Source organism: Rhodococcus sp. T2V (genome assembly GCF_029269925.1).
Lineage (GTDB): Bacteria > Actinomycetota > Actinomycetes > Mycobacteriales > Mycobacteriaceae > Rhodococcus_F > Rhodococcus_F koreensis.
The window spans coordinates 40634-66281 of the sequence record NZ_JARJBD010000056.1 but is presented as its reverse complement, the minus strand read 5'-3'; the positions used below and the strand labels follow the sequence as shown (position 1 = coordinate 66281).

Annotated in this window: 25 protein-coding genes; 3 read left to right on the top strand and 22 right to left on the bottom strand. The window is 67.1% G+C overall.

Translation table 11 applies throughout. From position 1 onward, the window contains the following. Positions 1-190: 190 nt before the first annotated feature. Positions 191-1465: a UDP-N-acetylglucosamine 1-carboxyvinyltransferase gene (gene murA, locus P3H15_RS34890; RefSeq protein ID WP_276141426.1), complete on the bottom strand. Its 1275-nt coding sequence runs from the start codon at positions 1463-1465 to the stop codon at positions 191-193. Between the two features lie 54 nt (positions 1466-1519). Here murA and P3H15_RS34885 point away from each other — a divergent pair, with 54 nt between their 5' ends. Beyond that, a complete protein-coding gene (locus P3H15_RS34885; protein WP_276141425.1) occupies positions 1520-2095 on the top strand; it encodes a cob(I)yrinic acid a,c-diamide adenosyltransferase in 576 nt (191 codons plus the stop codon). Here the strand turns inward: P3H15_RS34885 and P3H15_RS34880 are convergent, their stop codons facing one another. The 21 genes from P3H15_RS34880 to argS form a co-directional block, all read right to left on the bottom strand. Continuing rightward, positions 2096-2518, bottom strand: a complete 423-nt coding sequence (locus P3H15_RS34880; protein ID WP_276141424.1) for a DUF2550 domain-containing protein — start codon at positions 2516-2518, stop codon at positions 2096-2098. Between the two features lie 48 nt (positions 2519-2566). Beyond that, on the bottom strand, positions 2567-2935 hold the full coding sequence (locus tag P3H15_RS34875) for a F0F1 ATP synthase subunit epsilon (protein ID WP_007300053.1): 369 nt from the start codon (positions 2933-2935) through the stop codon (positions 2567-2569). Between the two features lie 6 nt (positions 2936-2941). After that, entirely contained in the window at positions 2942-4393 is a 1452-nt protein-coding gene (atpD, locus tag P3H15_RS34870; protein WP_005252960.1) for a F0F1 ATP synthase subunit beta, read from the bottom strand. Positions 4394-4396: 3 nt separating this feature from the next. Further along, complete coding sequence (locus P3H15_RS34865; protein ID WP_276141422.1) at positions 4397-5377, bottom strand: F0F1 ATP synthase subunit gamma; 981 nt, start codon at positions 5375-5377, stop codon at positions 4397-4399. Between the two features lie 48 nt (positions 5378-5425). Next, positions 5426-7069, bottom strand: coding sequence for a F0F1 ATP synthase subunit alpha (gene atpA, locus P3H15_RS34860; RefSeq protein WP_012688409.1), 1644 nt, complete (start codon positions 7067-7069; stop codon positions 5426-5428). A gap of 62 nt (positions 7070-7131) precedes the next feature. Beyond that, positions 7132-7959 (bottom strand): F0F1 ATP synthase subunit delta, encoded by an 828-nt coding sequence (locus P3H15_RS34855; RefSeq protein ID WP_276141421.1) that lies wholly within the window; start codon positions 7957-7959, stop codon positions 7132-7134. A gap of 5 nt (positions 7960-7964) precedes the next feature. Continuing rightward, complete coding sequence (locus P3H15_RS34850; RefSeq protein WP_095865710.1) at positions 7965-8525, bottom strand: F0F1 ATP synthase subunit B; 561 nt, start codon at positions 8523-8525, stop codon at positions 7965-7967. A 7-nt stretch (positions 8526-8532) separates the two neighbouring features. After that, entirely contained in the window at positions 8533-8781 is a 249-nt protein-coding gene (locus tag P3H15_RS34845; RefSeq protein WP_012688412.1) for an ATP synthase F0 subunit C, read from the bottom strand. An 84-nt stretch (positions 8782-8865) separates the two neighbouring features. Further along, a complete protein-coding gene (gene atpB / locus P3H15_RS34840) occupies positions 8866-9660 on the bottom strand; it encodes a F0F1 ATP synthase subunit A (protein WP_276141427.1) in 795 nt (264 codons plus the stop codon). A gap of 312 nt (positions 9661-9972) precedes the next feature. After that, the gene (locus P3H15_RS34835) at positions 9973-10446 is read right to left on the bottom strand and encodes a hypothetical protein (RefSeq protein ID WP_072946122.1); all 474 of its coding nucleotides are present in this window, start codon (positions 10444-10446) and stop codon (positions 9973-9975) included. A gap of 38 nt (positions 10447-10484) precedes the next feature. Continuing rightward, complete coding sequence (locus P3H15_RS34830) at positions 10485-11669, bottom strand: glycosyltransferase family 4 protein (protein ID WP_276141420.1); 1185 nt, start codon at positions 11667-11669, stop codon at positions 10485-10487. Then, complete coding sequence (locus P3H15_RS34825; RefSeq protein ID WP_276141419.1) at positions 11666-12322, bottom strand: L-threonylcarbamoyladenylate synthase; 657 nt, start codon at positions 12320-12322, stop codon at positions 11666-11668. Before P3H15_RS34825 ends, P3H15_RS34830 begins: the two co-directional genes overlap by 4 nt. Beyond that, positions 12319-13248: a peptide chain release factor N(5)-glutamine methyltransferase gene (gene prmC, locus P3H15_RS34820; RefSeq protein WP_072946115.1), complete on the bottom strand. Its 930-nt coding sequence runs from the start codon at positions 13246-13248 to the stop codon at positions 12319-12321. The genes P3H15_RS34825 and prmC overlap by 4 nt, the downstream gene beginning before the upstream one ends. 54 nt (positions 13249-13302) lie before the next feature. Next, positions 13303-14382: a peptide chain release factor 1 gene (gene prfA, locus P3H15_RS34815; protein ID WP_072946113.1), complete on the bottom strand. Its 1080-nt coding sequence runs from the start codon at positions 14380-14382 to the stop codon at positions 13303-13305. Positions 14383-14474: 92 nt separating this feature from the next. After that, positions 14475-14717 carry a 50S ribosomal protein L31 gene (gene rpmE, locus P3H15_RS34810; protein WP_109328687.1) on the bottom strand — a complete coding sequence of 81 codons (243 nt, stop codon included), beginning with the start codon at positions 14715-14717 and terminating at the stop codon, positions 14475-14477. Between the two features lie 229 nt (positions 14718-14946). Beyond that, complete coding sequence (gene rho / locus P3H15_RS34805; protein WP_276141418.1) at positions 14947-17007, bottom strand: transcription termination factor Rho; 2061 nt, start codon at positions 17005-17007, stop codon at positions 14947-14949. 328 nt (positions 17008-17335) lie between these two features. Continuing rightward, entirely contained in the window at positions 17336-18280 is a 945-nt protein-coding gene (gene thrB / locus P3H15_RS34800; protein WP_095865910.1) for a homoserine kinase, read from the bottom strand. Between the two features lie 44 nt (positions 18281-18324). Next, positions 18325-19407, bottom strand: a complete 1083-nt coding sequence (gene thrC, locus P3H15_RS34795) for a threonine synthase (protein ID WP_276141417.1) — start codon at positions 19405-19407, stop codon at positions 18325-18327. Continuing rightward, positions 19404-20717 (bottom strand): homoserine dehydrogenase, encoded by a 1314-nt coding sequence (locus P3H15_RS34790; RefSeq protein ID WP_276141416.1) that lies wholly within the window; start codon positions 20715-20717, stop codon positions 19404-19406. The genes thrC and P3H15_RS34790 overlap by 4 nt, the downstream gene beginning before the upstream one ends. Next, positions 20714-22135, bottom strand: coding sequence for a diaminopimelate decarboxylase (gene lysA, locus P3H15_RS34785; RefSeq protein WP_276141415.1), 1422 nt, complete (start codon positions 22133-22135; stop codon positions 20714-20716). The genes P3H15_RS34790 and lysA overlap by 4 nt, the downstream gene beginning before the upstream one ends. Then, entirely contained in the window at positions 22132-23784 is a 1653-nt protein-coding gene (gene argS / locus P3H15_RS34780; protein ID WP_276141414.1) for an arginine--tRNA ligase, read from the bottom strand. The genes lysA and argS overlap by 4 nt, the downstream gene beginning before the upstream one ends. Before the next feature lie 208 nt (positions 23785-23992). On the opposite strand from argS, the gene P3H15_RS34775 reads away from it, so the two are divergent. Continuing rightward, entirely contained in the window at positions 23993-24913 is a 921-nt protein-coding gene (locus P3H15_RS34775) for a DUF3105 domain-containing protein (protein WP_072946102.1), read from the top strand. Then, positions 24906-25640: a DUF305 domain-containing protein gene (locus P3H15_RS34770; RefSeq protein ID WP_276141413.1), complete on the top strand. Its 735-nt coding sequence runs from the start codon at positions 24906-24908 to the stop codon at positions 25638-25640. Before P3H15_RS34775 ends, P3H15_RS34770 begins: the two co-directional genes overlap by 8 nt. The last annotated feature ends 8 nt before the right edge of the window (positions 25641-25648 follow it).

Below are 25648 nucleotides of genomic sequence, written 5' to 3'. Positions count from 1 at the left end.
CGTGTCCCCCGCCTTCCGGCCGGGGTCGGTGTCCGTGTCGCTCTGACCTGGAATAAGTTACGCGAAGGGAAACTGCTTGCCAAATCGCCAGGTCACGGTGTTCGTCGTTGCAAGATTCCGCTGGTCGGAGCCGGTGCGCCCCTTCGGATCCGGGGCCTCGCCGCTCATACCGGTCGCTGTGACGCCGGACTCACCGTGCAGAACCCGGATCCGCGTCCACTCGTTCGATGCGGCCACCGAGCTCCTGCAGGATCTCGACGAAGCGGGGATAGCCGCGGTCGATGTGGAAGACGTCGTGCACTTCGGTCACCCCGTCGGCGACGAGACCCGCCAGGACGAGGCCGGCTCCTGCCCGGATATCCGACGACCACACCGGCGCACTCGACAGCTGCGCGATTCCCCGGATCACTGCGTGGTGACCGTCCGTTCGCGCGTCGGCGCCCAACCGGATCATCTCTTCGACGAACCGGAACCGCGCCTCGAAGACGTTCTCCGTGATCATCGATGTTCCCTCCGCGACCGCCGCGAGGCCGATGGCCATCGGCTGCAGGTCGGTGGGGAATCCCGGATAGGGCAGCGTCGCGAAGTTGACGGCCGTCGGCCGCGCTTCCTGGACCACCCGGAATCCGTCGGCCTCCGCTGTGACCTCGGCGCCGGCCACCCGCAGCTTGTCGAGCACCAGGCCGAGGTGCTTCGGGTTGACCCCGCGCACGCGCACGTCACCGCGCGTCATCGACGCCGCGATCCCCCACGTCGCCGCGACGATCCGGTCGCCGATGACGCGGTGCGTTGTCGGCTCGAGCTTGGGGACGCCCTGGATGGTCAGCGTGGATGTGCCGGCACCCCGGATCTTCGCGCCCATCTGGATCAGCATGTTGCACAGGTCGACGATCTCGGGTTCGCGAGCCGCGTTGTCGATCACCGTCTCGCCCTTGGCGAGGACCGCGGCCATCAGGATGTTCTCGGTCGCCCCCACCGATGGGAACGCGAGCCGGATGTTCGCACCGTGCAGGTCCTCGGCCTGCGCGACAACGCAGCCGTGCTCGATCGTGCTGTGCGCACCCAGCAACCGCAGCCCCGACTGATGCATGTCGAGGGGCCGCGAACCGATGGCGTCGCCGCCGGGCAGCGCGACCACGGCGCGACGGCACCGCGCGACGAGCGGTCCGAGCACACACACCGACGCGCGGAACTGTCGTACCGCCGCGAAATCGGCGTGATGTTTGGGTTCGGCGGGTGTCGTGATCCGGACGACGGAATCGTCGAGGTCCACCTCGCAGCCGAGGCCGCGCAGGACGTCGGCCATCAAAGGAACATCCAGGATGTCCGGACAATTGGTGACAGTTGTGGTGCCCTCAGCCAACAGCGCTGCCGCCATCAGCTTGAGAACGCTGTTCTTCGCGCCCCCGACAGACACTTCACCTACGAGGCGGTTACCGCCGGTGACAAGGAAGCGTTCGCTCACAGAACACAGCCTAGAGCCAGGGATGCCGGCACCGGAGGCCGGTACCGTAACGCTATGGCCGTACACCTCACCAAGATCTATACCCGGACCGGCGACGACGGGACCACCGGACTCAGCGATTTCTCCCGTGTGTCGAAGAACGATCCGCGGCTGATCGCGTACGCGGACTGCGATGAGGCGAACGCCTCGATCGGGGTTGCGGTCGCGCTGGGCGACCCGCCGGAGGGGATCCGGTCGATCCTGCGGCAGATCCAGAACGACCTGTTCGATGCCGGCGCCGACCTCTCGACCCCGGTGGAGGCGGAACCGAAATACCCGCCGCTGCGCATCACCGGCGAATACATCGATCGTCTCGAAGGCTGGTGCGACGAACTGAACGAACGCCTGGAGCCGCTGAACTCCTTCATTCTCCCGGGCGGGACGGCGCTGGGCGCTCTGCTGCACGTGGCGCGGACAGTGACCCGTCGCGCCGAACGGTCCGCGTGGGCGGCCGTCGACACCAACCCGGAGACCACCAACGCTCTTCCGGCGAAATACCTCAACCGGCTGTCGGATCTGCTGTTCATCGTCAGCAGGCTCGCGAACCCCGAGGGCGACGTGCTCTGGAAGCCGGGCGCCGGGAAGTCCTGATCAGAGTCGGCGACCGCGAACCGATCGGCCGGACGGTCGCGATTCGACCCAGGACAGGAACGCGGTCAACGCTCCCCCGTCCAGTGCGATCTCGTACGAGCTCCCGCGGTCCTTGACCGCCAGGATGATGATCTCCTCGGACATGATGTCGAACTCGGAGCCCTCGGGGCTGCGACGACCTGCGACCTCGATGCCCTGGCGCTCGATACGCGAATCGGGGCCGGGTCGCAAACTCGACAGTTTGAAGAAGACGAGGGAGCCCTCGCCGTAGCGGATGACGCCGTGGCGCCACCCGGTGTCTCCCGGGGCAGGCGTCACCCGGAGGATCGCCGCGGTGCCCCCGCGGCGCAGTACTGCAAGCCGATACAGAAAGACCGCGACGAAGGCCGCGAGCAGCACAACCAGAATGATCAACACAGTCATTCCGATTGTCACTGTTCGTCGGCTCCGTCGCGGTCTTTCTCGTGCAGCCTAGGCGCGCTCGACAGCGCGGACCCGACCCTTGGCGACAGCAATCGCCTCGAGGTCATCTCCACTCTCTGCGAGCACGGCCTTGGCCGCTTCCACATCGATGTCCTCGGCCAAGTCGGCTGACTCGGCGAGGATCGTGACTGTCTTCGCGGTCACGGACAGGAATCCGCCGTGCACAGCAGCGACGATACGCTCACCGTCGGCCGTCGTGATCGCAACCACTCCGCCCTCGACCAGCTGTCCGAGAACCGGCTCATGCCCGGGCATGACACCGATCTCGCCCTCGGTCGTCTGTGCGCTGACGAGAGTCGCCGAACCAGACCACAACCGTCGCTCCACGGCGACGAGTTCCACGGTCATCTCAGCCATCGTCGACTACTTCCCGGCGATCTTCTTGGCTGCAGCCTCGACGTCGTCGAGTCCACCACAGCTGTTGAACGCCTGCTCGGGCAGGTGATCGAACTCGCCCTTGCAGATGCGGTCGAACGCCTCGATGGTGTCGCGGAGCGGCACCACGGAGCCGGGCTCACCGGTGAACTTCTCGGCGACGATGAAGTTCTGGCCGAGGAACTTCTGCAGACGACGGGCACGGCCGACGAGCACCTTGTCCTCTTCCTGCAGCTCGTCCATACCGAGGATGGCGATGATGTCCTGCAGTTCCTTGTACTTCTGCAGGATGCGCTTGACCTCGTTGGCGACCCGGAAGTGCTCGGCACCGACGATGCCGGGCTCCAGGATGCGGGAGGTGGAGGTCAGCGGGTCCACAGCGGGGTAGATACCCATCTGCGAGATCGGACGCGACAGCTCGGTGGTGGCATCGAGGTGCGCGAACGTCGTGGCCGGCGCCGGGTCGGTGTAGTCGTCGGCGGGCACGTAGATCGCCTGCAGCGAGGTGATGGAGCGGCCTCGCGTCGAGGTGATCCGCTCCTGCAACTCACCCATCTCGTCAGCCAGGGTCGGCTGGTAACCCACGGCGGAAGGCATACGACCGAGCAGGGTCGACACCTCGGAACCGGCCTGGGTGAAACGGAAGATGTTGTCGATGAACAGCAGCACGTCCTGGCCCTGGACATCGCGGAAGTACTCCGCCATGGTCAGCGCGGACAGGGCGACGCGCATACGCGTTCCCGGCGGCTCGTCCATCTGGCCGAAGACAAGGGCGGTGTCCTGGAGGACGCCCATCTCTTCCATCTCGAGGTGAAGGTCGGTGCCCTCACGGGTGCGCTCACCGACGCCTGCGAACACCGAGGTTCCGGAGAACTCGCGGGCGATACGGGTGATCATTTCCTGGATCAGAACGGTCTTGCCGACACCGGCACCACCGAACAGACCGATCTTTCCACCCTTGACGTACGGGGTGAGGAGGTCGATGACCTTGATGCCGGTCTCGAGGATCTCCGTCTTGCCCTCGAGCTGGTCGAAGGCCGGTGGCTTGCGGTGGATGCCCCACTGCTCGCCGTCGCGACCCGTACCGGGAGCGTCGAGGCAGTCGCCCAGCGCATTGAAGACGTGGCCCTTGACGACGTCGCCGACGGGAACCGAGATCGGCTTGCCCGTGTCGGACACCGAGGTGCCGCGGATCAGACCGTCGGTGGGCTGCATCGAGACGGTGCGCACCAGGTTGTCGCCGAGGTGCTGTGCGACCTCGAGGGTCAGCGTCTTGGCGACCGAGGGGAGCGTGATCTCGGCGTGCAGGGCGTTGAACAGTTCAGGAATGGCGCCACGCGGGAATTCAACGTCCACGACGGGACCGATGACCCGCACGACGCGGCCGGCGACGGACGAACCCGAGCCTGCCCCGTTGTTTTCGGTTACTGCTGCGGTCATTGCTTAGTCACTTCCTGCGCTCGAGGCGAGCGCATTCGCGCCGCCGACGATCTCGCTGATTTCCTGGGTGATCTGGGCCTGGCGAGCCTGGTTTGCCTGACGGCTCAACGTGTTCACCAGTTCGTTTGCGTTGTCCGTCGCGGCCTTCATGGCGGTACGACGGGCAGCCGACTCCGACGCCGCAGCATCCAGCAGCGAGGAGTAGATGCGGGTGCTGATGTACTTCGGCAGCAGGGCACCGAGTAGCTTGTCGGGTTCCGGCTCGAAGTTGTATCCGGCGACCGGTTCCGAGTTGCTGGACCCGTGACCGTTCGTCAGTATGTCTTCGCCGAGTTCGACATGCTCCTCGGAGACCATCACCTCGAGGGGAGCCATCCGGCGAACCTCGGGAGACTGGGTCAGCATCGACACGAAGCGGGTGTAGACGATGTGCAGCTCGTCGACGCCTTCGATGGTGCCCTCACCGTTCGGCGCGGGAACCTCGGAGCCGGATCCGGCCATGAACAGGTCGACCAGGTGCCGGCTCGCCTTGGCAGCGTCGGAGTAGCCCGGATCCTGGGAGAACCCGGTCCACGCACCTCCCAGATCACGATCACGGAACGTGTAGTAGCCCAGACCCTTGGATCCGAGCACGTAGATGACCGGATCCTTGCCCTCGCTGCGCAGCAGCTGGAACAGCTCCTCGGCCTCCTTGAGGACGTTGGAGTTGTATCCGCCGCACATACCGCGGTCACTGGTGACGACCAGGACCGCGGCACGCTTGGGATCGGTGCGCTCGTTGAGCAACGGGTGGTCCAGCGAAGCAGACGCGCTCGCCAGCTCCGAGAGAACCTTCGTGATCTCCTCGGCGTACGGCTTCGCCGCGGCGACGCGCGACTGTGCCTTCGTGATCCGCGAGGTCGCGATCAGTTCCTGGGCCTTGGTGATCTTCTTGGTCGAGTTGACCGACTTGATGCGAGACCTCAGTTCGAGAATGCTTGCCATCGATCGATCACTCTCCCTTCATGTTTCGCAGCATCATGGGCAGGCCGCTCACTTGCTGACGGTGGTGCGCTTGACGTTGATCTGCTCGTGGCCGACCTCGCCGGCGTCCAGAGCCTCAGCCTCGGCCTCGTTCACGACCCGGCTTCCGTCGGACGCGAGGAACGTTTCCTTGAACTTGTCGGTGGCCTCGACCAGCGCCTTGGCGTTGTCGGCGTCGAGGGCCTTGCCGCCCTTGATGCTCTCGTACACGCCGGAGGCGGTGCGGTGCAGCTCGTCGAGCAGTTCGGCCTCGAAGCGACGGACGTCGCCGACGGGCACGCTGTCGAAGACACCTTCACCGGCGAGGTAGATCGACACGATCTGGTCCTCGACGGGGATCGGGCTGTACTGATCCTGCTTGAGCAGCTCCACCAGGCGGGCACCACGCTCGAGCTGTGCCTTCGAGGCGGCGTCCAGGTCGGAGGCGAAGGCGGAGAACGCCTCGAGCTCACGGAACTGGGCCAGCTCCAGACGCAGCGAGCCGGAAACCTTCTTCATGCCCTTGGTCTGCGCGGCGCCACCGACACGGGACACCGAGATGCCGACGTTGATGGCGGGACGGACACCCTTGTTGAACAGGTCCGACTCGAGGAACACCTGACCGTCGGTGATGGAGATGACGTTGGTCGGGATGTAGGCCGAGACGTCGTTGGCCTTGGTCTCGATGATCGGCAGCGCGGTCAGCGAGCCTCCGCCCAGGGCGTCGGACAGCTTGGCCGAACGCTCCAGCAGGCGGGAGTGCAGGTAGAAGACGTCACCGGGGTATGCCTCACGTCCCGGCGGGCGACGCAGCAGCAGCGAGATGGCGCGGTACGCCTCGGCCTGCTTGGTCAGGTCGTCGAACACGACCAGGACGTGCTTGCCCTGGTACATCCAGTGCTGACCGATGGCGGAGCCGGTGTAGGGGGCGAGCCACTTGAAACCGGCGGAATCGGAGGCCGGGGCAGCGACGATGGTGGTGTACTCCATCGCGCCCTGCTCCTCGAGGGCAGCCTTGACGCCCGCGATGGTGGAACCCTTCTGGCCGATCGCGACGTAGATGCAGCGAACCTGCTGCTTCTCGTCGCCGGTCTCCCAGTTGGCCTTCTGGTTCAGGATCGCGTCGATGCAGACGGCGGTCTTGCCCGTCTTACGGTCGCCGATGACGAGCTGACGCTGTCCGCGGCCGATCGGGGTCATCGCGTCGATGGCCTTGATGCCGGTCTGCAGCGGCTCCTCGACGGGCTGACGCTCGAGCACCGAGGCAGCCTGCAGCTCGAGGGCGCGGGTCTCGTCGCTCGCGATCTCGCCCAGGCCGTCGATCGGCTGGCCGAGCGGGTTGATGACGCGGCCGAGGAAGGCGTCGCCGACGGGTACCGACAGCACGTCGCCGGTCCGCTTGACTTCCTGGCCTTCCTGGATGTTCTCGTAATCGCCCAGGATGACGGCACCGATCTCGGTGGCATCCAGGTTGAGCGCGACGCCCAGAATTCCGCCGGGGAACTCCAGCAGTTCGTTGGCCATCGCCGAAGGCAGGCCACTGACGTGCGCGATGCCGTCGCTGGTGTCGGTCACGACGCCGACCTCTTCGCGGGAGGCCTCCGGGGAGTAGCTCGCGGTGTAGTTCTCGATCGCGCTACGGATCTCGTCGGAGGAGATCGTCAGCTCCGCCATGTTTTTCCTGCTCTCGGTGTCTGGTCTTCGAAAAGATCTGGGGTATGGGGTTCGGTTGCGGACTACTTGAGGGACTTCCGCAACGCTGCGAGACGTCCCGCTCCGCTGCCGTCGATCACCTCGTCGCCCACCCGGACGACCAAGCCGCTGAGGAGCTCAGGATCGACCTCCACGTGAACCGTCACCGGCTTCCCGTAGGTACGGGTGAGGGTGGCGGTCAGCCGATCCGACTGCTCACTGGACAGCGGAGCAGCGCTGCGCACCTTGGCGACAACGGCCTTCCGCTGTGCTGCTGCCAGATTCGACAGTTCGTCGAAGGCGTCCGCGGGTGCGGAGTTCTTCAACCGGCCCACTGCCTGGGTCGCCAATGCCTCGGAGACCGCGGTGACCTTGCCGTACAGCAGCTTGGAGAGCAGGTCACGCTTGCCCTTCGCCGGTACGGAACGGTCGGACAGTGACTGCTCGAGCTTCGGGTCACCGGCAACGATGCGGCCGAGACGGAAGAGCTCGTCCTCGACCGCGTCGAGCTGTCCCTGATCGGCCGCTGCCTTCAGCAGCGATTCCCGACCGAGGAGCACCAGCGAGTTGAGCAGGTCGGAGGTGGCGGACCAGTCCTGGCCCACCGCCGCCTTCAGGACGGCGAGGGTCTCGGCCGAGACCTTGCCGCCGAACACCTGCTGGGCCAGACCTTCGCGAACGCTCCCGGTCGTCGAGGTGTCCGACAGGGCACTCCGGAGAGTGCGCTGCTCGTCCAGGATCTCGACGACCGAGAACAGCTCGGCCCCGATCTGGGCCGCGGCCGCTGTGGCTGCTCCGGCAGAGACGGATCCCAAGGCCGAAGACAACGCAGCACGGGTCTGCGTCAAGGCCTCACGGCTCGCTGCGTACATGGTGCTCACTTCCCTGCTGCGGAATTTGCGCCGATGGAGTCGAGCTCGTTCAGGAATCGATCGACCGTGCCGGCCCGCTTGACGTCGTCGGCGAGGGACTCACCGATGAGCTTCTCAGCGAGGTCGACCGCGGTGCGGCCGAGATCGGCGCGCAGTTCGGCGACGATCTGCTGACGCTGGGCAACCAACTGGTTGTTGCCGGCGGCCACGATGCGGTCGCTTTCTTCCTGAGCCTGTGCCTTCATTTCGGCGATGATCTGCTGCCCCTGGGTGCGCGCGTCCTCACGGATCTGCGCAGCTTCGGTGCGAGCTTCGGCCAGCTGAGCGCGGTACTGCTCGAGCGCCGCCTTCGCTTCGGCCTGGGCCTCTTCGGCCCGCTTGATGCCGCCGTCGATCTGCTCGGTTCGCTCGGCAAGGACCTTCTGGAACATCGGAAGGACGTACTTCCAGAAGACGAAACCAACGATGACCAGGCAGACGATCGACCAAACGATGTCATACGTCGCGGGGAGGAGAGGGTTGTGACTCTCTTCCTCTGCCGCGAGCAATGCGATGTTGGCTGCCATGACGGTCTTAGAAAATGAAGCCGGCGACGAGGCCGATCAGCGCGAGGGCTTCGGTGAAGGCGATACCGAGGAACATCGTGGTACGAACCTGTCCGGCCATCTCGGGCTGGCGAACCATGCCCTCGATTGCCTTACCGACGACGATACCCACGCCGATGCCGGGGCCGATCGCGGCGAGGCCGTAGCCGATGGCTCCGAAGCCCTTCGCCGTGGTGGTGGTCTCGACCGCTTCCTGTGCCAGGTACGCGAGGCTCATGGTGTTTCGTTCCCTTTCTGTTGACCTCCACCGTGTTCGGCGAGGCTCAGTTCTTGGTGTAGCTGGTCGTGAAGCTTGTGGTTCTCAGTGCGAATCCGCGTGCAGTGCCAGATCGATGTACACCGACGTCAGCAGCGCGAAAACGTAGGCCTGCAGGAAGATCACCAGCAGTTCGAAGAAGGTGAATGCAATGCCGGCGGCAAGCGAGGCCACACCGAACACGGCCTGGAACCCACCGGAGACGAAGAAGAAGTACTGGGTGGCGCTGAAGAACAGCACCAGCAGAATGTGGCCGGCCAGCATGTTGGCCATGAGACGAACCATGAGCGTGAACGGCCGGAGGACGAACGTCGAGATGAACTCGATCGGCACGAGCAGGAAGTGCAGCGGAAGCGGCACACCCGGGACGACGATGCTGCTCTTCACGTACTTGAAGAAGCCGTACTTCTTGATGCCGACGTAGTTGAACACGATGTACGCCAGGGAGGCGAGCACGAGCGGCATGCCGATACGCGCGTTCGGCGAGATGTTGATGAAGGGGATGATGCTGCCGAGGTTGCTGGCGAGCACCAGGAAGAAGATGGTGGTGATGACCGGCAGGAAGCGCTTGCCCTGCTCCTTGCCGAGAATCTCTTCCGCGATGTTGATCCGGACGAAGTCGAGCGCGATCTCGCCGATGTTCTGGACACCGCGCGGAATCAGCTTCGGGCTGCGCATCGCGATGACGAAGAAGAGCATCATCAGCGCGGACAGCAGGATGCGAACCAGCATCAGGCGGTCGAGTTCGAACGGAGTCCCTTCGAACAGGACCGCGGGCGGGAAGAAGTCGTTCAGGGAAGGCGCGTGGAATTCTTCCGCGGCCACGTTGATGACGCTCAGCGTTCTCTCCCGTAGTCGGTCCGCAGCCTTCGTTGACTGCGGTTCGATCGGACATTGACGATCAAACAAGTCGACAAGCTCGACTCGCGTATTCGTCAGCTGCTGCGGACTGTTCGAGTCCAGCGTCTGTCGGTGTCGGCGACTCTCGTCGACTCGGCGGCCCTGGAAGTGCGGCCACCTACAAGCATGCAATACCGGCGAGTAACTGACTCGCACCCTCATTGCTCTCGCTTGACCCAGACCTTAGCAAGTCATCTACGACGTTGTGTAGACGGGGTCGGGGTCGATTCAATTTTACTACATCTCGTAGTACTACTTATCGTCCGAATCGGGCGAGCCGGCGTCGTCCGAGGGCGTGGGTTCGACGTACGGCGCTTTGGTACCGAGCACTCCGAACGTTTCCGCTCCCAGCACGATGACCAGCGAAAGCACCATGACCAGCACCAATGCCGTCTTGTCGTAGAAGTCGAGCGGTTTGAGGATCGCGAGGACCGTGATCGCGAGGATCATCTTCAGCAACCACGTACCGAGCAGTACCGCTCCCGCCGTCAGCGCCGGAAGCTTCGCGGTGAACAGCACACCGAGTGCGGTGCAGAGGATGAATCCTCCCCCGACGGCCGCACCGAGAAGGGCCCCGTACAGGCCCGGCTTACCCGCGACGAGAAAAGCGACGATCGAACCGACCACTGCCAGCACGATCAGACCGAGAACTCCGTAGCGGACGGCAGCCCGCAACGACGCGGTGTGATCAGGGGCGGAGGCAGGGGTGAACGTCACGGTCGCCAAGGGTAGTGGATCCTCGCCGGGCCGCGGCAACCCTCCCGTCAGCCCCGACGATCGTGCTGCTGTCCGCGAATCGACGGGACAGCCGTCACGACCAGCGCGAAGACCAGGCCTCCCGCAACCAGGAGCACGACGACGCGACGGTCGAACAGGGCCGAACCGACCGCACCGAACGCCAGCACACCGACCCACAAGTAGATGAGCAGCACGACGCGGCGGTGCGAGTGCCCGATCTGCAGGAGCCGGTGGTGGAGGTGCATCTTGTCGGGGCTGAACGGGCTCACCCCGGCGCGGGTTCGCCGGACCACGGCCAGCAACAGGTCGAGGATCGGAATGAACATGACGGCACCGACCAACAGCAGCGGCGAGAGCAGACCGAGCAGGTCGCGGGTGCCGTACGCGGTCAACGGAATGCGACCGGACGCGCTGGTGGAGATGGCCGCCAGCATCAGTCCGATCAGCATGGAGCCGGAGTCGCCCATGAAGATCTTGGCGGGCTGGAAGTTGTGCGGAAGGAAACCGAGACACGCACCTGCCAGGGCGGCGGCGATCAGGGCGGGCGGATAGGCGCTGACGTCGCCGCCCTGATCGTGCAGAAGTCCCACCGAGAACACGCAGATCGCGAGCGACGAGATCAGGCCGAGGCCCGCGGCGAGGCCGTCGAGGCCGTCGACGAAGTTCATGGCGTTCACCATCACCACCGCGACACCCACGGTGACGAGACCGGCCTGCAGCTGGTCGAGGATGACCGTGCTGCCGTCCCCGAACGGCATGTAGACGATGAACCAGCTCACCCCCATCACGACGAGGATCCCGGCCGCGGTGACCTGGCCGACGAACTTCGTGAGCGCGTCCAGGCCCCAGCGGTCGTCGACCACCCCCACCAGCACGATCACAAACCCCGACACCAGGGCCGCGGGAATGTCGGAGGTGAACTCGAATCCCCTGGTGAGCGCGGGTAGCTGCTGCGCGAACAACAACGCGACGAGCATGCCGAGATACATGCCGACCCCGCCGAGGCGGGGCGTCGGGGTGACGTGGACGTCCCGGTCCCGCGGCACCGCCACTGCCCCGAACCGCAGTGCGAACAGCCGCACGGCTCCGGTGGCGAGGTAGGTCACCACCGCGGCCGTGAAGAGGACGAGCAGGAGTTCGCGCAGCGGGACACCCGCGCCGCCCCCACCTGCTTGGGCCAGCACCACGCCGGCCGAGTCGGCAGCACTCACTGGGCGGACAGACTCTCCGCCGTCACTCCGAGCACGTCGGCGACATCGCCGGTGGGCACCGCGCCTGCACGCAGGATCCGCGGGGTGGCGCCGGTGAGGTCGACGATGGTCGATGCCTGCCCCTGTTCCGCCCGGCCGCCGTCGAGGTACACGCTCGCCGATCCGCCGAGTTGCTCGCGGGCTTCCTCCACCGTCGTGGCGGGCGGCCGCCCGGAGACGTTCGCGCTCGACACCGCGAGCGGTCCGACCTCACGCAGCAGTTCGAGGGCGACCGGGTGCAGCGGCATGCGCAGCATGACTGTGCCCCGGGTGTCGCCGAGATCCCATGCCAGCGAAGGCGCTTGCTCCACAACGAGACTCAGCCCGCCGGGCCAGAACGCCCGGATGAGGTCGCGCGCCTGCGGGCGCACGCTGTACACCAGGCCGTCGATCGTGTTCCACGAGCCGACGAGCACGGGCACCGGCATGTCCCGCCCGCGACCCTTGGCCCGCAGGAGGGCGGCGACGGCCTCGCCGTCGAATGCGTCCGCACCGATTCCGTACAGCGTGTCCGTGGGGAGCACGACGAGACGCCCGGCTTTCAGCGCATTCTTGGCCGCACTCAGTCCGGCGGAGCGTGAATCGGGAAGGCCACAGTCGTAAACGGTACTCACCGGTTCATTCTTTCACCCTCGGCGTCGGCCCCTGCACGCTGCGCCTCGATATCCGTTGCGACGCGCCGGGCCACGACGAAGCGCGGCTTCCCCGCCAGGTCCGGATGCTCCGCGACCTCGCCGAACACCCGGCGGGACGCGAACAGTGCCGCCACGTCGGAGCCGTTCGAGTCGTCGTGCTCGATTCCGACCGCTCCCCCGATGCGCAGCCAGCGCGCGACGTTCGAGATCATCGGCTTGATGACGGACAGACCGTCCGGTCCGGCGAACAGCGCGCTGTGCGGATCGTGGTCGGCCACCTCGGGTTCGAGTTCCACACCCTCCGGGATGTACGGCGGATTCGCGACGATCAGGTCGACCCCGCCCTCGAGCCCGGCGAGCAGCGTCCGATCGGTCACGTCGCCCTGGTACAGCCGGATCGGCGCGTCACCTGCCTGTTCGCGGGCGTCGGCGTTGCGCCGGGCCCACGCGAGCGCATGCGGTTCCAGTTCGACGGCGTGTACGACGGCGTCGGGGCGGGCGTTGGCGATCGCCAGCGCGAGCGCGCCCGACCCGGTGCACAGGTCCAGGACCACCGGCGGATGCTGATCGCAGCTTCCGAGGAATGCGAGCGCCCACCCGAGCAGCAGTTCCGTCTCCGGGCGCGGCACGAAAACGCCGGGGCCGACCTCGATGTCGATGTCTCCCATGGCGGCCGTACCGAGGATGTACTGCAACGGAATCCGCTTGGCCCGCTGGTCGACCATCTTCTTGTAGGCGTCGATCACCGACTCGTCGACGAGCGGGACGAGCCCGAGCCGGGTCCGCTCCACCCCCAGCAGGTGTGCCGCGAGCAGTTCGGCGTCCGCACGGGAGCTACGCACCCCGGCCTCGTCGAGTTGCGCGGTTGCGTCGATCAGGGCCAGGCGAAGAGGAAGGCGACTCACAGGTACAGACTGCCACGCGGCCCGCCGCCCGGTGGCGCGGTCCCGGCTTCGCGGTTACTCCGCGGCGAGCCTCGCCTCACGGTCCGACTTGCCGAGCGCATCGAGCAGGGCGTCGAGTTCGCCGTCCAGGACCGCATCCAGGTTGTGGGACTTGAACCCGATCCGGTGATCGGTGATGCGGTTCTCCGGGAAGTTGTATGTGCGGATCCGCTCGGAACGGTCGACGGTGCGCACCTGGCTCTGCCTGCCCGCCGACGCCTCCGCGTCCGCGGCCTCCTCCGCCGCAGCCTGCAACCGGGCGGCGAGCACCTGCATGGCGCGGGCCTTGTTCTGCAGCTGCGAGCGTTCGTTCTGGCAGGTCACGACGATGCCGGTGGGCAGGTGCGTGATCCGGACCGCGGAGTCGGTGGTGTTGACACCCTGACCACCCTTGCCCGAGGAGCGGTAGACGTCGATGCGCAGGTCGGTCTCGTCGATCTGCACCTCCTCCACCTCTTCCGGTTCCGGGTAGATGAGGACACCGGCGGCGGACGTGTGGACGCGTCCCTGCGATTCCGTCACGGGCACACGCTGCACACGGTGGACGCCGCCCTCGAACTTCAGCCGCGCCCAGACCCCGTCACGCACATCGCCCTTCGACTTGATCGACAGCGTCGCGTCCTTGTATCCGCCGAGGTCGGACACGGTCGCGTCGAGGATCTCGACGCGCCAACCGTGACGCTCGGCGTACCGGACGTACATCCGGGCCAGGTCGGAGGCGAACAGCGCGGATTCCTCGCCGCCCTCCCCCGACTTCACCTCGAGGACCACGTCGTCACCGTCGTGCGGGTCGCGGGGAGCCAGGAGATCGGTGAGGGTCTTGTCCAGTTCGAGGACCTGCTCCTCGAGTGCGGGCACCTCGGCGGCGAAGCTGGAATCGTCGGCGGCGAGTTCCCGCGCAGCCTCCAGATCGTCCTGCGCCGACTTGAGCCTGGTGTACGTCGCCATGATCGGTGCGAGTTCGGCGAATCGCTTGCCCGCCTTGCGGGCCGCGGAGGCGTCGTTGTGCAGGGCCGGGTCCGCCAACTGCTGCTCCAGGCCGGCATGTTCGGCCAGGATGTCGTCGATGGCCGAAGGCTGGGTGGTCCCTGCCATGATTCGCTCCGCTCTGCGTTCGTTCGGGAAGTAGGCACAAAAAAGCCGACGCCCGGCCTGCAATTATCGCAGGACGGGCGTCGGCGGAACAGCTAGGACTCTGCAGATTCCTTGGCTGCGCCCTTGCCGGCACGCTTGCCGTAGCGAGCCTCGAAGCGGGCGACACGTCCACCGGTGTCGAGGATCTTCTGCTTGCCGGTGTAGAACGGGTGGCACTGCGAGCAGACCTCGACGTTGATACGCCCGGTCTCCTTGGTGCTGCGGGTCTCGAAGGTGTTGCCGCAACCACAGACCACGGTGGTGGCCACGTAATTGGGGTGAATGCCTGACTTCATGGTGTCCCTTTCAATGGTCGCCGGGTCGCCTTCGCCGTTCGAAGACGTGAACCGGAACCGGACTCAGCCGCTCAGTATGCCAGATCGCAGGTTCTCGATCCCAATCGGCAATTTGTGCTTGCGGTGTGGTCAACGCGGGTGGCCCACGTTTTGTTCCACGGTGATTCCGGAGGGCGAAACAGCGGGGCCCGGCGACCGAAAGTCGCCGGGCCCCGCTTCGGGTCGATGATCAGTCGTCGATCGCGCCCGGAGCAGTCTTCGACACCTGCATGAGGAATTCGAGGTTGCTCTTGCTCTTCTTGAGCCGGTCGATCAGCAGATCGATGGCCTGGTGCGAATCGAGACCGGAGAGCACGCGCCGGAGCTTGTGCAGCACCGCCGCCTCGTCCGGGCTGAGCAGCAGCTCGTCCTTACGGGTGCCCGAGGGGTTCACGTCCACGGCCGGGAACACGCGGCGTTCCGCGATCTTGCGGTCGAGCTTCAGCTCCGCGTTACCGGTGCCCTTGAACTCCTCGAAGATCACGGTGTCGCCGGTGGAACCGGTCTCGACCATTGCCGTCGCGATGATCGTGAGCGAACCGCCGTTCTCGATGTTGCGCGCAGCACCGAGGAAACGCTTCGGCGGGTACAGCGCGGTCGAGTCGACACCACCGGAGAGGATACGTCCCGACGCCGGCGACGAGTTGTTGTACGCACGGCCGAGGCGGGTGATCGAGTCGAGCAGGACGACGACGTCCTTACCCGCCTCCACCAGGCGCTTCGCACGCTCGATGGCGAGCTCGGCGACCGACGTGTGGTCTCCCGGCGGGCGGTCGAAGGTCGAGGAGATGACCTCGCCCTTCACCGAACGCTGCATGTCGGTGACCTCTTCGGGACGCTCGTCGACCAGCACCACCATGAGGTAGCACTCGGGGTTGTTGGTCGCGATGGCGTTCGCGATGGCCTGCAGAACGCTGGTCTTACCGGCCTTCGGCGGGCTCACGATCAGCGCACGCTGTCCCTTGCCGATCGGCATCACCAGGTCGATGACACGCGTCGTCAGGATGTTCGGCGTCGTCTCCAGACGCAGCCGCTGATTCGGGTACAGCGGGGTGAGCTTGCCGAACTCGGGGCGCTTCTTGGCCGCTTCGACGTCGCCGCCGTTGACGGTGTCGATGCGGACCAGCGGGTTGAACTTCTGCCGCTGGTTGCCCTGGTCACCCTCGCGTCCCACCCGGACGGCGCCGGTGATGGCGTCGCCGCGACGGAGGCCGTTCTTGCGGATCAGGTTCATCGACACGTAGACGTCGTTCGGTCCGGCCAGGTAGCCGGAGGTCCTCACGAACGCGTAGTTGTCGAGGACGTCCAGGATGCCCGCGACCGGCTGCAGGACGTCGTCCTCACGGATCTCGGTCTCGCGAGCGTCACCGCCGCCGCCTTCACCGCGGTCGCGTCCACGACGACGTTCGCGGAAGCGACGTCCGCGGCGTCCGCGACCGCCTTCCTCGTCGTCGCCGGGGCGGTTGTCGCTGGTGCGCGGGCCGTTGCCGCCCTGGCTGCGGTCGCCACGGTCGCCACGGTCGCGGTCGCCGCGGTCGCCCCGGTCACCGCGGGTCTCGCCGCGATCACCACGGGTGTCGCCGCGCTCACGTCGGTTGCGGTCGCCGCCCTGCTCGCCGGAGCCGTCCTGCTTCGCCGGCTTCTCGGCGGAATCCTGACGGTCCTCGACCTGCTTGCGCTCGGCCTGCTGCGTGTCGGTGGCAGTCGCCGAGGCCGTGTCCTGGGCGTTGCCGCCCTGGTCACCCTGCTCGGGAGCGCCTGCCCGACGTGCGGATCCGCGGCGCTGGCGACCACGACGTCCGCCTTCGGCGGTGTCCGTGTCGCCTGCTGCGCCGTCGGCCGTCGCAGGTTCGGCCGTCTTGGGCTCGGCGGCCTTCTCGGCGGGTTCCGCCTGCGGAATCACTTCGAGTTCGGTCTGAGCGGACTGTTCGCGCTTGGCGCGCGTCGCCCGGGTCCGGGGAGCGGTTTCGGTCGCGGCAGCGGCCGGGGCCGCAGAGCCGCCCTGACGCTCCTTGATCGCGGCGATCAGGTCGCCCTTGCGCATCCCCGAAATGCCCTTGATGCCCAGCTCACCTGCGAGAGAGCGGAGCTCGGTGAGCACCATTCCGGACAGCCCGGCACCTCGGCGCGCGTCGGCGCGCTTTGTGGAGGCCGTCACTGATGACGCCTGTGAAGAGTCGCCTGCCTGCGCGCCAACGGTATCCACCGAGGAGGCGCGCACAGGAGCGGCGATGAGGTCCGTATCGGTCACGGAGGTCCTTTCCTTCCCTCACTCGCGCTGCGCAGAGTCGAGGGTTCGTCCCGTAATTCGGTTTCGAATACCGAATTCGGATGTGCCGTACGTAGTTGCATGTGAAGAACTGCCGGCTTGCCCGCCATCACATCACCCTTGAAACAGGCGCGTACTCGCAATCCCTACACGACAGATAGTGCGGAGGATCGTGCCAGGAGCCGTCAACCCCGATTGACCTGGAGTAATTGCCCTGGTGAAGCACCGGCGTCTGATGCGCACGATGTACGGACATTGCCCAGGATAGCTGTGAACGACCGTAGGGGCAAGGAGACGCCCCTACGGCGTGTCAGCTGGTCCGGACGCCGTCGGCTACGTCCAGTTCGAGAACCTGCAACCCCTCGGCCTCGGCCTGTGCTCGAAGATCCACGGGGAAAGGCTCCGTGGTCAATGCGAGTACGGTCGGTCCGGCTCCGGAGACGGTGGCGGCGATACCCGCCTTGCGGAGGACGGCGATCCATCGCGTCGTCAGAGGGAGGGCCGGAGCGCGCTGCGTCTGATGCAGTCGGTCCTCGGTGGCCGACATCAGAAGGTCGGGACGCTCTGTGAGCGCCACCACAGCGAGGGCCCCGCGGCTGACGTTGAACGCGGCATCCCGGTGGGGAACCGTCTCCGGCAACAGACCCCGCGTGTGGGCCGTCGACGAGCGCTCCCCCGGAACCAGTGCGACGACCCGGATCGCGGGGTGCACCTTCAGCGGGACGGCCGAGTAGATGTCGGTGGCAGCGGGGGCTCCGTCGGCCTGCTCACCCGCGCAGCTCCACGACACGACCGCGCCGCCGAGCACGCTCGCCGACGCGTTGTCGGGGTGCCCTTCGAATTCCGACGACAGCTGGACGAGCTGATCGAGCGACAGTCCGAGTTCGGGGTCGAGCTTGATCGCCAGGCCGTTGGCGGCCGCGAGTCCCCCCACGACGGCGGATGCGGAGGACCCCAGACCCCGAGAGTGGGGTATCACGTTGCGGCACACCACGTCCAGGCCGTCGGCCCACACACCGGCCGATTCCAGGCCGCGTTCGATCGCCCGGACCACGAGATGGGACGGACCCCACGGCACGTCGTCGGCACCCTCGCCCTCGACCCGGATGTTCAGCCCCGAAGCCGTCGTCGTCACGGTGATCTCGTCGTACAGTCCGAGCGCGATGCCCAGCGTGTCGAAACCCGGGCCGAGGTTGGCGCTCGACGCAGGCACGCGAGCGGTCACGGTGAGGCCCGCGGGGAGGGTCTGTGTCATGGTGGCGGTCTGGTCCTGCGGCGTGGTGGGCGTGGGCGCCCCCACTACGCCAGCTCGAGGGCCGAGGCGACAGCGACCGGGTCGACCGGGATCGGTTGGACCTCAGGCATACCCGCCAACGCCGTGTCGGGGTCCTTGAGGCCGTTACCGGTGACCGTGCAGACGACGGTCAGCCCGGAGTCCAGCCAGCCCTCCTTGCGGGCGGCGAGCAGGCCCGCGACGCTCGCGGCCGATGCCGGTTCGACGAAGACCCCTTCGGTCCTGGCGATCAGCCGGTACGCCTCGAGGATCTCGTCGTCGGTGGCGGCCCGGAAGGCGCCGTGCGACTCTTCCTTGGCGGTGACCGCGCCGTTCCAGGATGCCGGCGAGCCGATGCGGATCGCGGTCGCGATGGTCTCCGGGTCCTTCACCGGCGCACCGTGGACGAGCGGCGCCGCGCCCGCGGCCTGGACTCCGAGCATGCGGGGCTTCACGCTGGTGAGCCCGTCCGCGTAGTACTCGGAGTACCCGCGCCAGTAGGCGGTGATGTTGCCGGCGTTGCCGACCGGGAGGGCGTGCACGTCGGGCGCCTTGCCGAGGGCGTCGCAGATCTCGAACGCCGCGGTCTTCTGACCCTCGATGCGGACCGGGTTGACCGAGTTCACGAGCCCGATCGTGGGGAACTCCGCGGTGGTCTTGCGGGCCAGTTCGAGGCAGTCGTCGAAGTTGCCCTGCACCTGGATGATCCGCGCACCGTGCATGACGGCCTGCGCGAGCTTGCCCATCGCGATCTTGCCCTGCGGCACCAGCACGGCGCAGGTCATCTTCGCCTTGGCGGCGTACGCGGCGGCGGAGGCCGACGTGTTACCCGTGGACGCACACAGGACGGCCTGCTGACCGCGGGCCAGCGCATCGGTGACGGCCATCGTCATGCCACGGTCCTTGAACGAACCGGTGGGGTTGAGCCCCTCGACCTTCAGGTAGACGTCGCAACCGGTGATCTCCGAGAGGTGCCCGGCGGGCAGCAGCGGTGTGCCGCCCTCGCGCAGGGTGATCGTCTTCCAGTTCGGTCCGATGGCGAGGCGGTCGCGGTAAGCCTCGATCAGCCCCGGCCAGGGGGTGTGAACGGGATTACGGGTGCCGGTCATTGTTCGGTGCCTTCCAGTCGCAGCACGCTGGTCACAGCGGTGACGAATTCGAGTTTGCTCAGGGCCTCAACGGTTTCCGACAGGGCAGAATCCGTCGCGACGTGGGTCACGACGACGAGGCGGGCGCCGTCGCCGGCGCCTTCCTGCCGCACGGTGGAGATGCTGACGCCGTGCTGCGAGAATTCGGCGGCCACCGCCGACAGGACCCCGGCCTTGTCCGCTACCTGCATGTTGACGTAGTAGCGGGTGGGGATGTCGCCGATGGGCGCGATCTTCAGCTTGGCGTACTTGGACTCGCGGGGTCCGCGGCCGCCGTTCACCTTGTTGCGCGCGGCCATCACCAGGTCGCCCATCACGGCCGACGCGGTGGGGGCGCCGCCGGCGCCCTGACCGTAGAACATCAGGCGCCCGGCGTTCTCCGCCTCGACGACGACCGCGTTGAACGCACCGTTGACCGAGGCCAGCGGGTGCTCCAGCGGCACGAGAGCCGGGTAGACCCGCGCGGAGATCCGCTCCTTGCCCTCGGGGGTAGTGATCCGCTCGCAGATGGACAGCAGCTTGATCGTGCAGTCGAGTGCGCGTGCCGACGTCAGGTCGGCCGCGGTGATCTTGGAGATCCCCTCGCGGTACACGTCGGCGGCGGTGACCCGGGTGTGGAACGCGATCGACGCGAGGATGGCGGCCTTGGCCGCGGCGTCGTAGCCCTCCACGTCGGCGGTCGGATCGGCCTCGGCGTATCCCAGGCGTCCGGCCTCGGCGAGTGTCGCGGCGTAGTCCGCGCCGGTCTCGTCCATCGCCGACAGGATGAAGTTGGTGGTCCCGTTCACGATTCCGGCGACCTTGTTCACCCGGTCGCCCGCGAGCGACTGGATGAGCGGGCGGATCACGGGGATCGCGCCCGCCACGGCGGCCTCGAAGTAGAGGTCGACGTTGTGCAGTTCCGCGGCCTCGGCCAGTTCACCGGTGTGATCGGCGAGGAGCGCCTTGTTGGCGGTGACGACGGACTTGCCGGAGTTCAGCGCCGAGAGAATCAGCTTGCGGGGCAGATCCATGCCCCCGATCACCTCGACGACCAGGTCGACGTCGTCGCGGGCCACGAGGGACTCCGCGTCGGTGGTCTGCAACTCCTCGGGAATTCCGCGGTCCTTGCCGGGGCGGCGGACGGCCACTCCACGCAGTTCCAGCGGGGCGCCGACGCGAGCCTCGAGGTCTTCGCTGTGCTCCTGCAGGATGCGCACGACCTCGCTCCCGACGTTGCCGAGGCCGAGGACGGCCACACCGATAGCGCGATGCGCCGATTCGCTCGTCACTCTTGTACCTCCAAGCTCAACAGGTCTTCCACGGTTTCCCTCCGCAGGATCACGCGCGACTGTCCGTCGCGCACCGCCACCACGGCAGGGCGGGCGAGCAGGTTGTACCTGCTCGACATCGAATAGCAGTATGCACCGGTGGCCGCGACGGCGAGCAAGTCGCCGGCGTCGATGTCCTCGGGCATCCAGGTGTCGCGGATCACGATGTCACCGGATTCGCAGTGCTTGCCGACGACGCGGGACACCACCGGCGCCGCGTCGCTGACCCGCGAGACCAGTTTGGCCTCGTACTCCGCCTGGTACAGCGCGGTGCGGATGTTGTCGCTCATACCGCCGTCGACGCTGACGTACCGGCGGGTGAGGTTGCTGCCGACGGTGACGTCCTTGATGGTGCCGACCTCGTACAGCGTCACCGTTCCCGGTCCGGCGATCGCGCGGCCGGGTTCGACGGCCAGCGTCGGCTCCGGCAGACCGGCGAGCGCCGACTCGTGGCGCACGATGTCGCCGAGTTTGGCGGCGAGCTGGTCGACCGGCGGCGGGTCGTCGGTGGGGACGTAGGAAATTCCCATGCCGCCGCCGAGGTCGATGATCGAGATCTGGGCGGTCTTCTCGACGCCGAACTCCGCGACCACGTCCCGCAGGAGCCCGATCACGCGGTGCGCGGCCACCTCGAAGCCGTCGACGTCGAAGATCTGCGAGCCGATGTGACTGTGGAGACCGACGAGACGCAGGTTGTCGGCGGCGAAGACCCGCCGGACCGCGTCGATCGCCTTACCGCCGGCGAGCGAGAACCCGAACTTCTGATCCTCGTGGGCGGTGGAGATGAACTCGTGGGTGTGCGCCTCGACTCCGACGGTCACGCGGATCAGGACGTCCTGCACCACACCGGCTTCGGCGGCCACCTTGTCGAGCCGGTCGATCTCCGTGGCGGAGTCGAGCACGATGTGCCCGACCCGGGCCGATACGGCGGCGGTCAGCTCGGCGACCGATTTGTTGTTGCCGTGCATGGCAATTCGTTCCGCCGGAAATCCGGCGTGCAGCGCGACCGCGAGTTCGCCGCCCGACGCGACGTCCAGGGACAGGCCCTCGTCGGCGACCCAGCGGGCGATCTCGCCGCACAGGAACGCCTTGGACGCGTAGTGCACCTTGGCCGTCGGTCCGAAGGCCCGGGCCATGTCGCGGCAGCGGGACCGGAAGTCGTCCTCGTCGACGACGAACAGTGGGGTGCCGTACTTCTCGGCCAGTTCGGTGACCGGGATGCCCGCGAGGCTCACCACTCCGTCCGCGGCGCGGCGGGCGTTGCGGGGCCACACCTCGGGGGAGAGCGCCGCGAATGCGGCGGCGTCGGCGGGACGTTCGGGCAGACCGGGCGCGTGCAATTGCTCGGCGTGCTTGGGACCGGCGGGGTGCGCGTTCACATCTGCTCCGGTGCGCTGACGCCGAGCAGGGCGAGACCGTTGGCCAGAACCTGACGGGACGCGTCGCACAGCGCCAGTCGCGCGATGTGCAGCGGGCCGACCTCTTCGTCGCCCTGGGGCAGGATGCGGCAGGCACCGTAGAACCGGTGATAGGCACCGGCCAGTTCCTCCAGATACCTCGCGATGCGGTGCGGCTCACGCAGATTCGCGGCGCTGGTCACGACCCGCGGGTACTCGCCGAGGGTGCGGATCAGATCGCCCTCCTGCTCCGAGATCAGCAGCGAGAAGTCGGGATCCGTGACGGCGATGCCGAGGTCGGCGGCGTTGCGGGCGATGGCCGACAGCCGGGCGTGCGCGTACTGCACGTAGTACACCGGGTTCTCGTTGCCGGTGCTCGTCCACAGTTCGAGGTCGATGTCGATGCTCGAATCCACCGAAGACCGGATCATGGCGTACCGCGACGCGTCGACGCCGATCGCCTCGACCAGGTCGTCCAGGGTGATGACGGTGCCGGCACGCTTGCTCATCTTCACGGCCACGCCTTCGCGGACCAGGTTCACCATCTGGCCGATGAGCACCTCGACGGTGTCGGGGTCGTCGCCGAACGCGGCCGCGGCCGCCTTGAGCCGGCCGATGTACCCGTGGTGGTCCGCACCGAGCATGTAGATGCACAGGTCGAAGCCGCGGGAGCGCTTGTCCTGGAAGTAGGCGATGTCACCGGCGATGTACGCCGCGTTGCCGTCGCTCTTGATGACGACCCGGTCCTTGTCGTCGCCGAAGTCGGTGCTCTTGAGCCACCAGGCGCCGTCCTCCTGGAAGAGGTTGCCGGAATCCTTCAGCGTCTCGACGGCCTTCTCCACCGCGCCGGACTCGAACAGCGAGTTCTCGTGGAAGTAGACGTCGAAGTCGACGCCGAACTCGTGCAGGGTGCGCTTGATGTGCGCGAACATCAGGTCGACGCCGATGGCGCGGAAGACCTCCTGCTGCTCGCCCGCGGGCAGGTCCAGCACGTCGGGGCGCTGCTGCTGCACTGCGGTGGCGATGTCGGCGATGTAGGCGCCCGCGTATCCGTCCTCGGGTGCGGGTTCGCCCTTGGCGGCGGCGATCAGCGAGCGGGAGAACCGGTCGATCTGGGCGCCGTGGTCGTTGAAGTAGTACTCGCGCGTGACCGCCGCGCCCTGGGTGGACAGGATCCGCCCCAGCGCGTCGCCCACCGCGGCCCATCGGGTTCCACCGAGGTGGATGGGGCCGGTGGGGTTCGCGGAGACGAACTCGAGGTTGATCTTCTTGCCGTCGAGCGTGTGGCCGGACCCGAAGGCGGCACCCGCCTCGAGGATCTTCGCGACGATCGCGCCCTGCGCGTCGGCGGCCAGGCGGATGTTGAGGAAGCCCGGGCCCGCGATGTCGGCGCTGTCGATGCCCTCGGCCGCGGTCAGCGCGTCGGCGAGCCAGCCGGCCAGCTCACGCGGGTTGGTACCGACCTTCTTGGCCACCTGCATCGCGACGTTGGTGGCGTAATCGCCGTGCTCGGGATTGCGCGGACGCTCGACCGTGAGAGTTTCGGGAAGCACGGACACGTCGAGTCCGCGTTCGGCGAGCACTTTCGCGGCGGTTCCGCGGAGCAGTTCGGCAAGGTCAGCTGGAGTCACAGGTATCTATCCTATGGCCAACGCGTCCCGAGCGGTGATCCGGCTTCCCGCGAGTCCCGGCGACCGCCGGCGAGCGTGGGCCCGGCCACTCTCCCAGGTTGCGCTCAGGGTGGGTAAGTACAGTGGGATCGCCCTGAGTCCCGGCTCTCAACTCCCGGTCACCGGGGGGTCGAGCGCCCGTAACCCACACACCGAAAGATCACAATCGATGCCAAGCGGTTCGGAAAGTCGCGGTCCCGATAAGAACTCGGGCGCGAAGTCGGCGAAGGCCATCAAGGCCGCCAAGAAGAAGAGCGGCGGCGCGAAAGTCAAGGGCGGCGCGTCCGCTCCGCGGAACATCCCGTGGCTGACGATCGGCGCCGGAGCGGCCGTTCTCGCGCTCGTGGCGGTCCTCGCGATCAACCTGGTTCCCAAGTATCAGGCCAAGGAAGAGGCCGCGAAGTACGCGCCGAGCGCCGAGAACCCCGATCCGTCGGTCAACATCGACGGCGTCGTGAAGGTCGACTACCCGGCAGGCATCCACATCCAGCCGACGCAGCGCGTCGCGTACGACCAGTCGCCGCCGTTCGGCGGCCCGCACGACGCCATCTGGGCGACGTGCACCGGCACGGTCTACCCGAACGCGATCCGCACCGAGAACGCGGTGCACTCGCTCGAGCACGGCGCCGTGTGGATCGCCTACAACCCGGACGAGCTGTCCGCCGACCAGGTCGAGACGCTGAAGGACAAGGTGGACGGCGAGACGTACACGCTGCTGTCGCCGTACCCGGGCCTCGACAGCCCCGTCTCCGTGCAGTCGTGGGGCCACCAGCTGAAGGTGGACAGCGTCGACGACGAGCGCATCGACCAGTTCATCACCGCGCTGCGGATCAACAAGAACACGTATCCCGAGGTCGGCGCGAGCTGCTCGTCCATCCCGGGCTCCGGTTTCGACCCGGACAACCCGCCGCCGTTCGACCCGTCCACGCCGGGTGCGGACGCGGTGCCGATGGACGGTGGCGGTATCAACCCCGACCAGTCGGAATCCGGCGGCGCGGGAGCGCAGCTGCCGAGCGGCATGCAGCTCCCGTCCGACCTGCAGCTGCCGTCAGATCTGCAGCAGGCCCCGGCCGAGGGCGGCAATGGCTAGTTCCGCCGGCACCGGGCACGGACCCGAGACCGATTCCGTCGACGAGGCGACCCCGGCCCGGCCCAGTCAGCGCACAGCGCTCCTGGTCATCGGGCTGATCGGCGCCATCGCCCTCGGATTCGCGCTCGGGTTCCTCGCCCGGCTTCCGCTCGAGGACTCCGGTACCCCGGTTCCCGAGGCCGGTTCCGTCGATGTCGGATTCGCGCAGGACATGAGCGTGCATCACAGCCAGGCGGTGGAGATGTCGGCGATCGCGCTGGCCAATGCCACCGACCCGGCGGTCCGCAGCCTCGCATACGACATCCTCACCACGCAGCAGAACCAGCTCGGACAGATGCAGGGCTGGCTCGCGCTGTGGGATCAGCCGGCGCTGCCGTCGGGCGGCTACATGGGCTGGATGGAATCGGAGCACTCGGACGGTCACACCCACGGGACCGCCGAGAACACGCACATGGGGTCGATGTCGAAGATGCCCGGCATGGCGTCGTCGGAGGACATGGCCGCGTTGCGTCAGGCCACCGGCCCGGCCGTCGACGTCCTGTACCTCCAGCTGATGCTGCGGCACCACCAGGGCGGGCTCCCGATGATGGAGTACGCGGCCCAGCACGCGTCGGAAGACGCGGTCCGCAGCCTCGCTCAGACGATGGTGGACACCCAGCAGAGCGAGGCGACGGTGATGACGAACATGCTCACCTCGAAGGGCGCCGCTCCCCTGCCGATGAACTGACGTCCGGC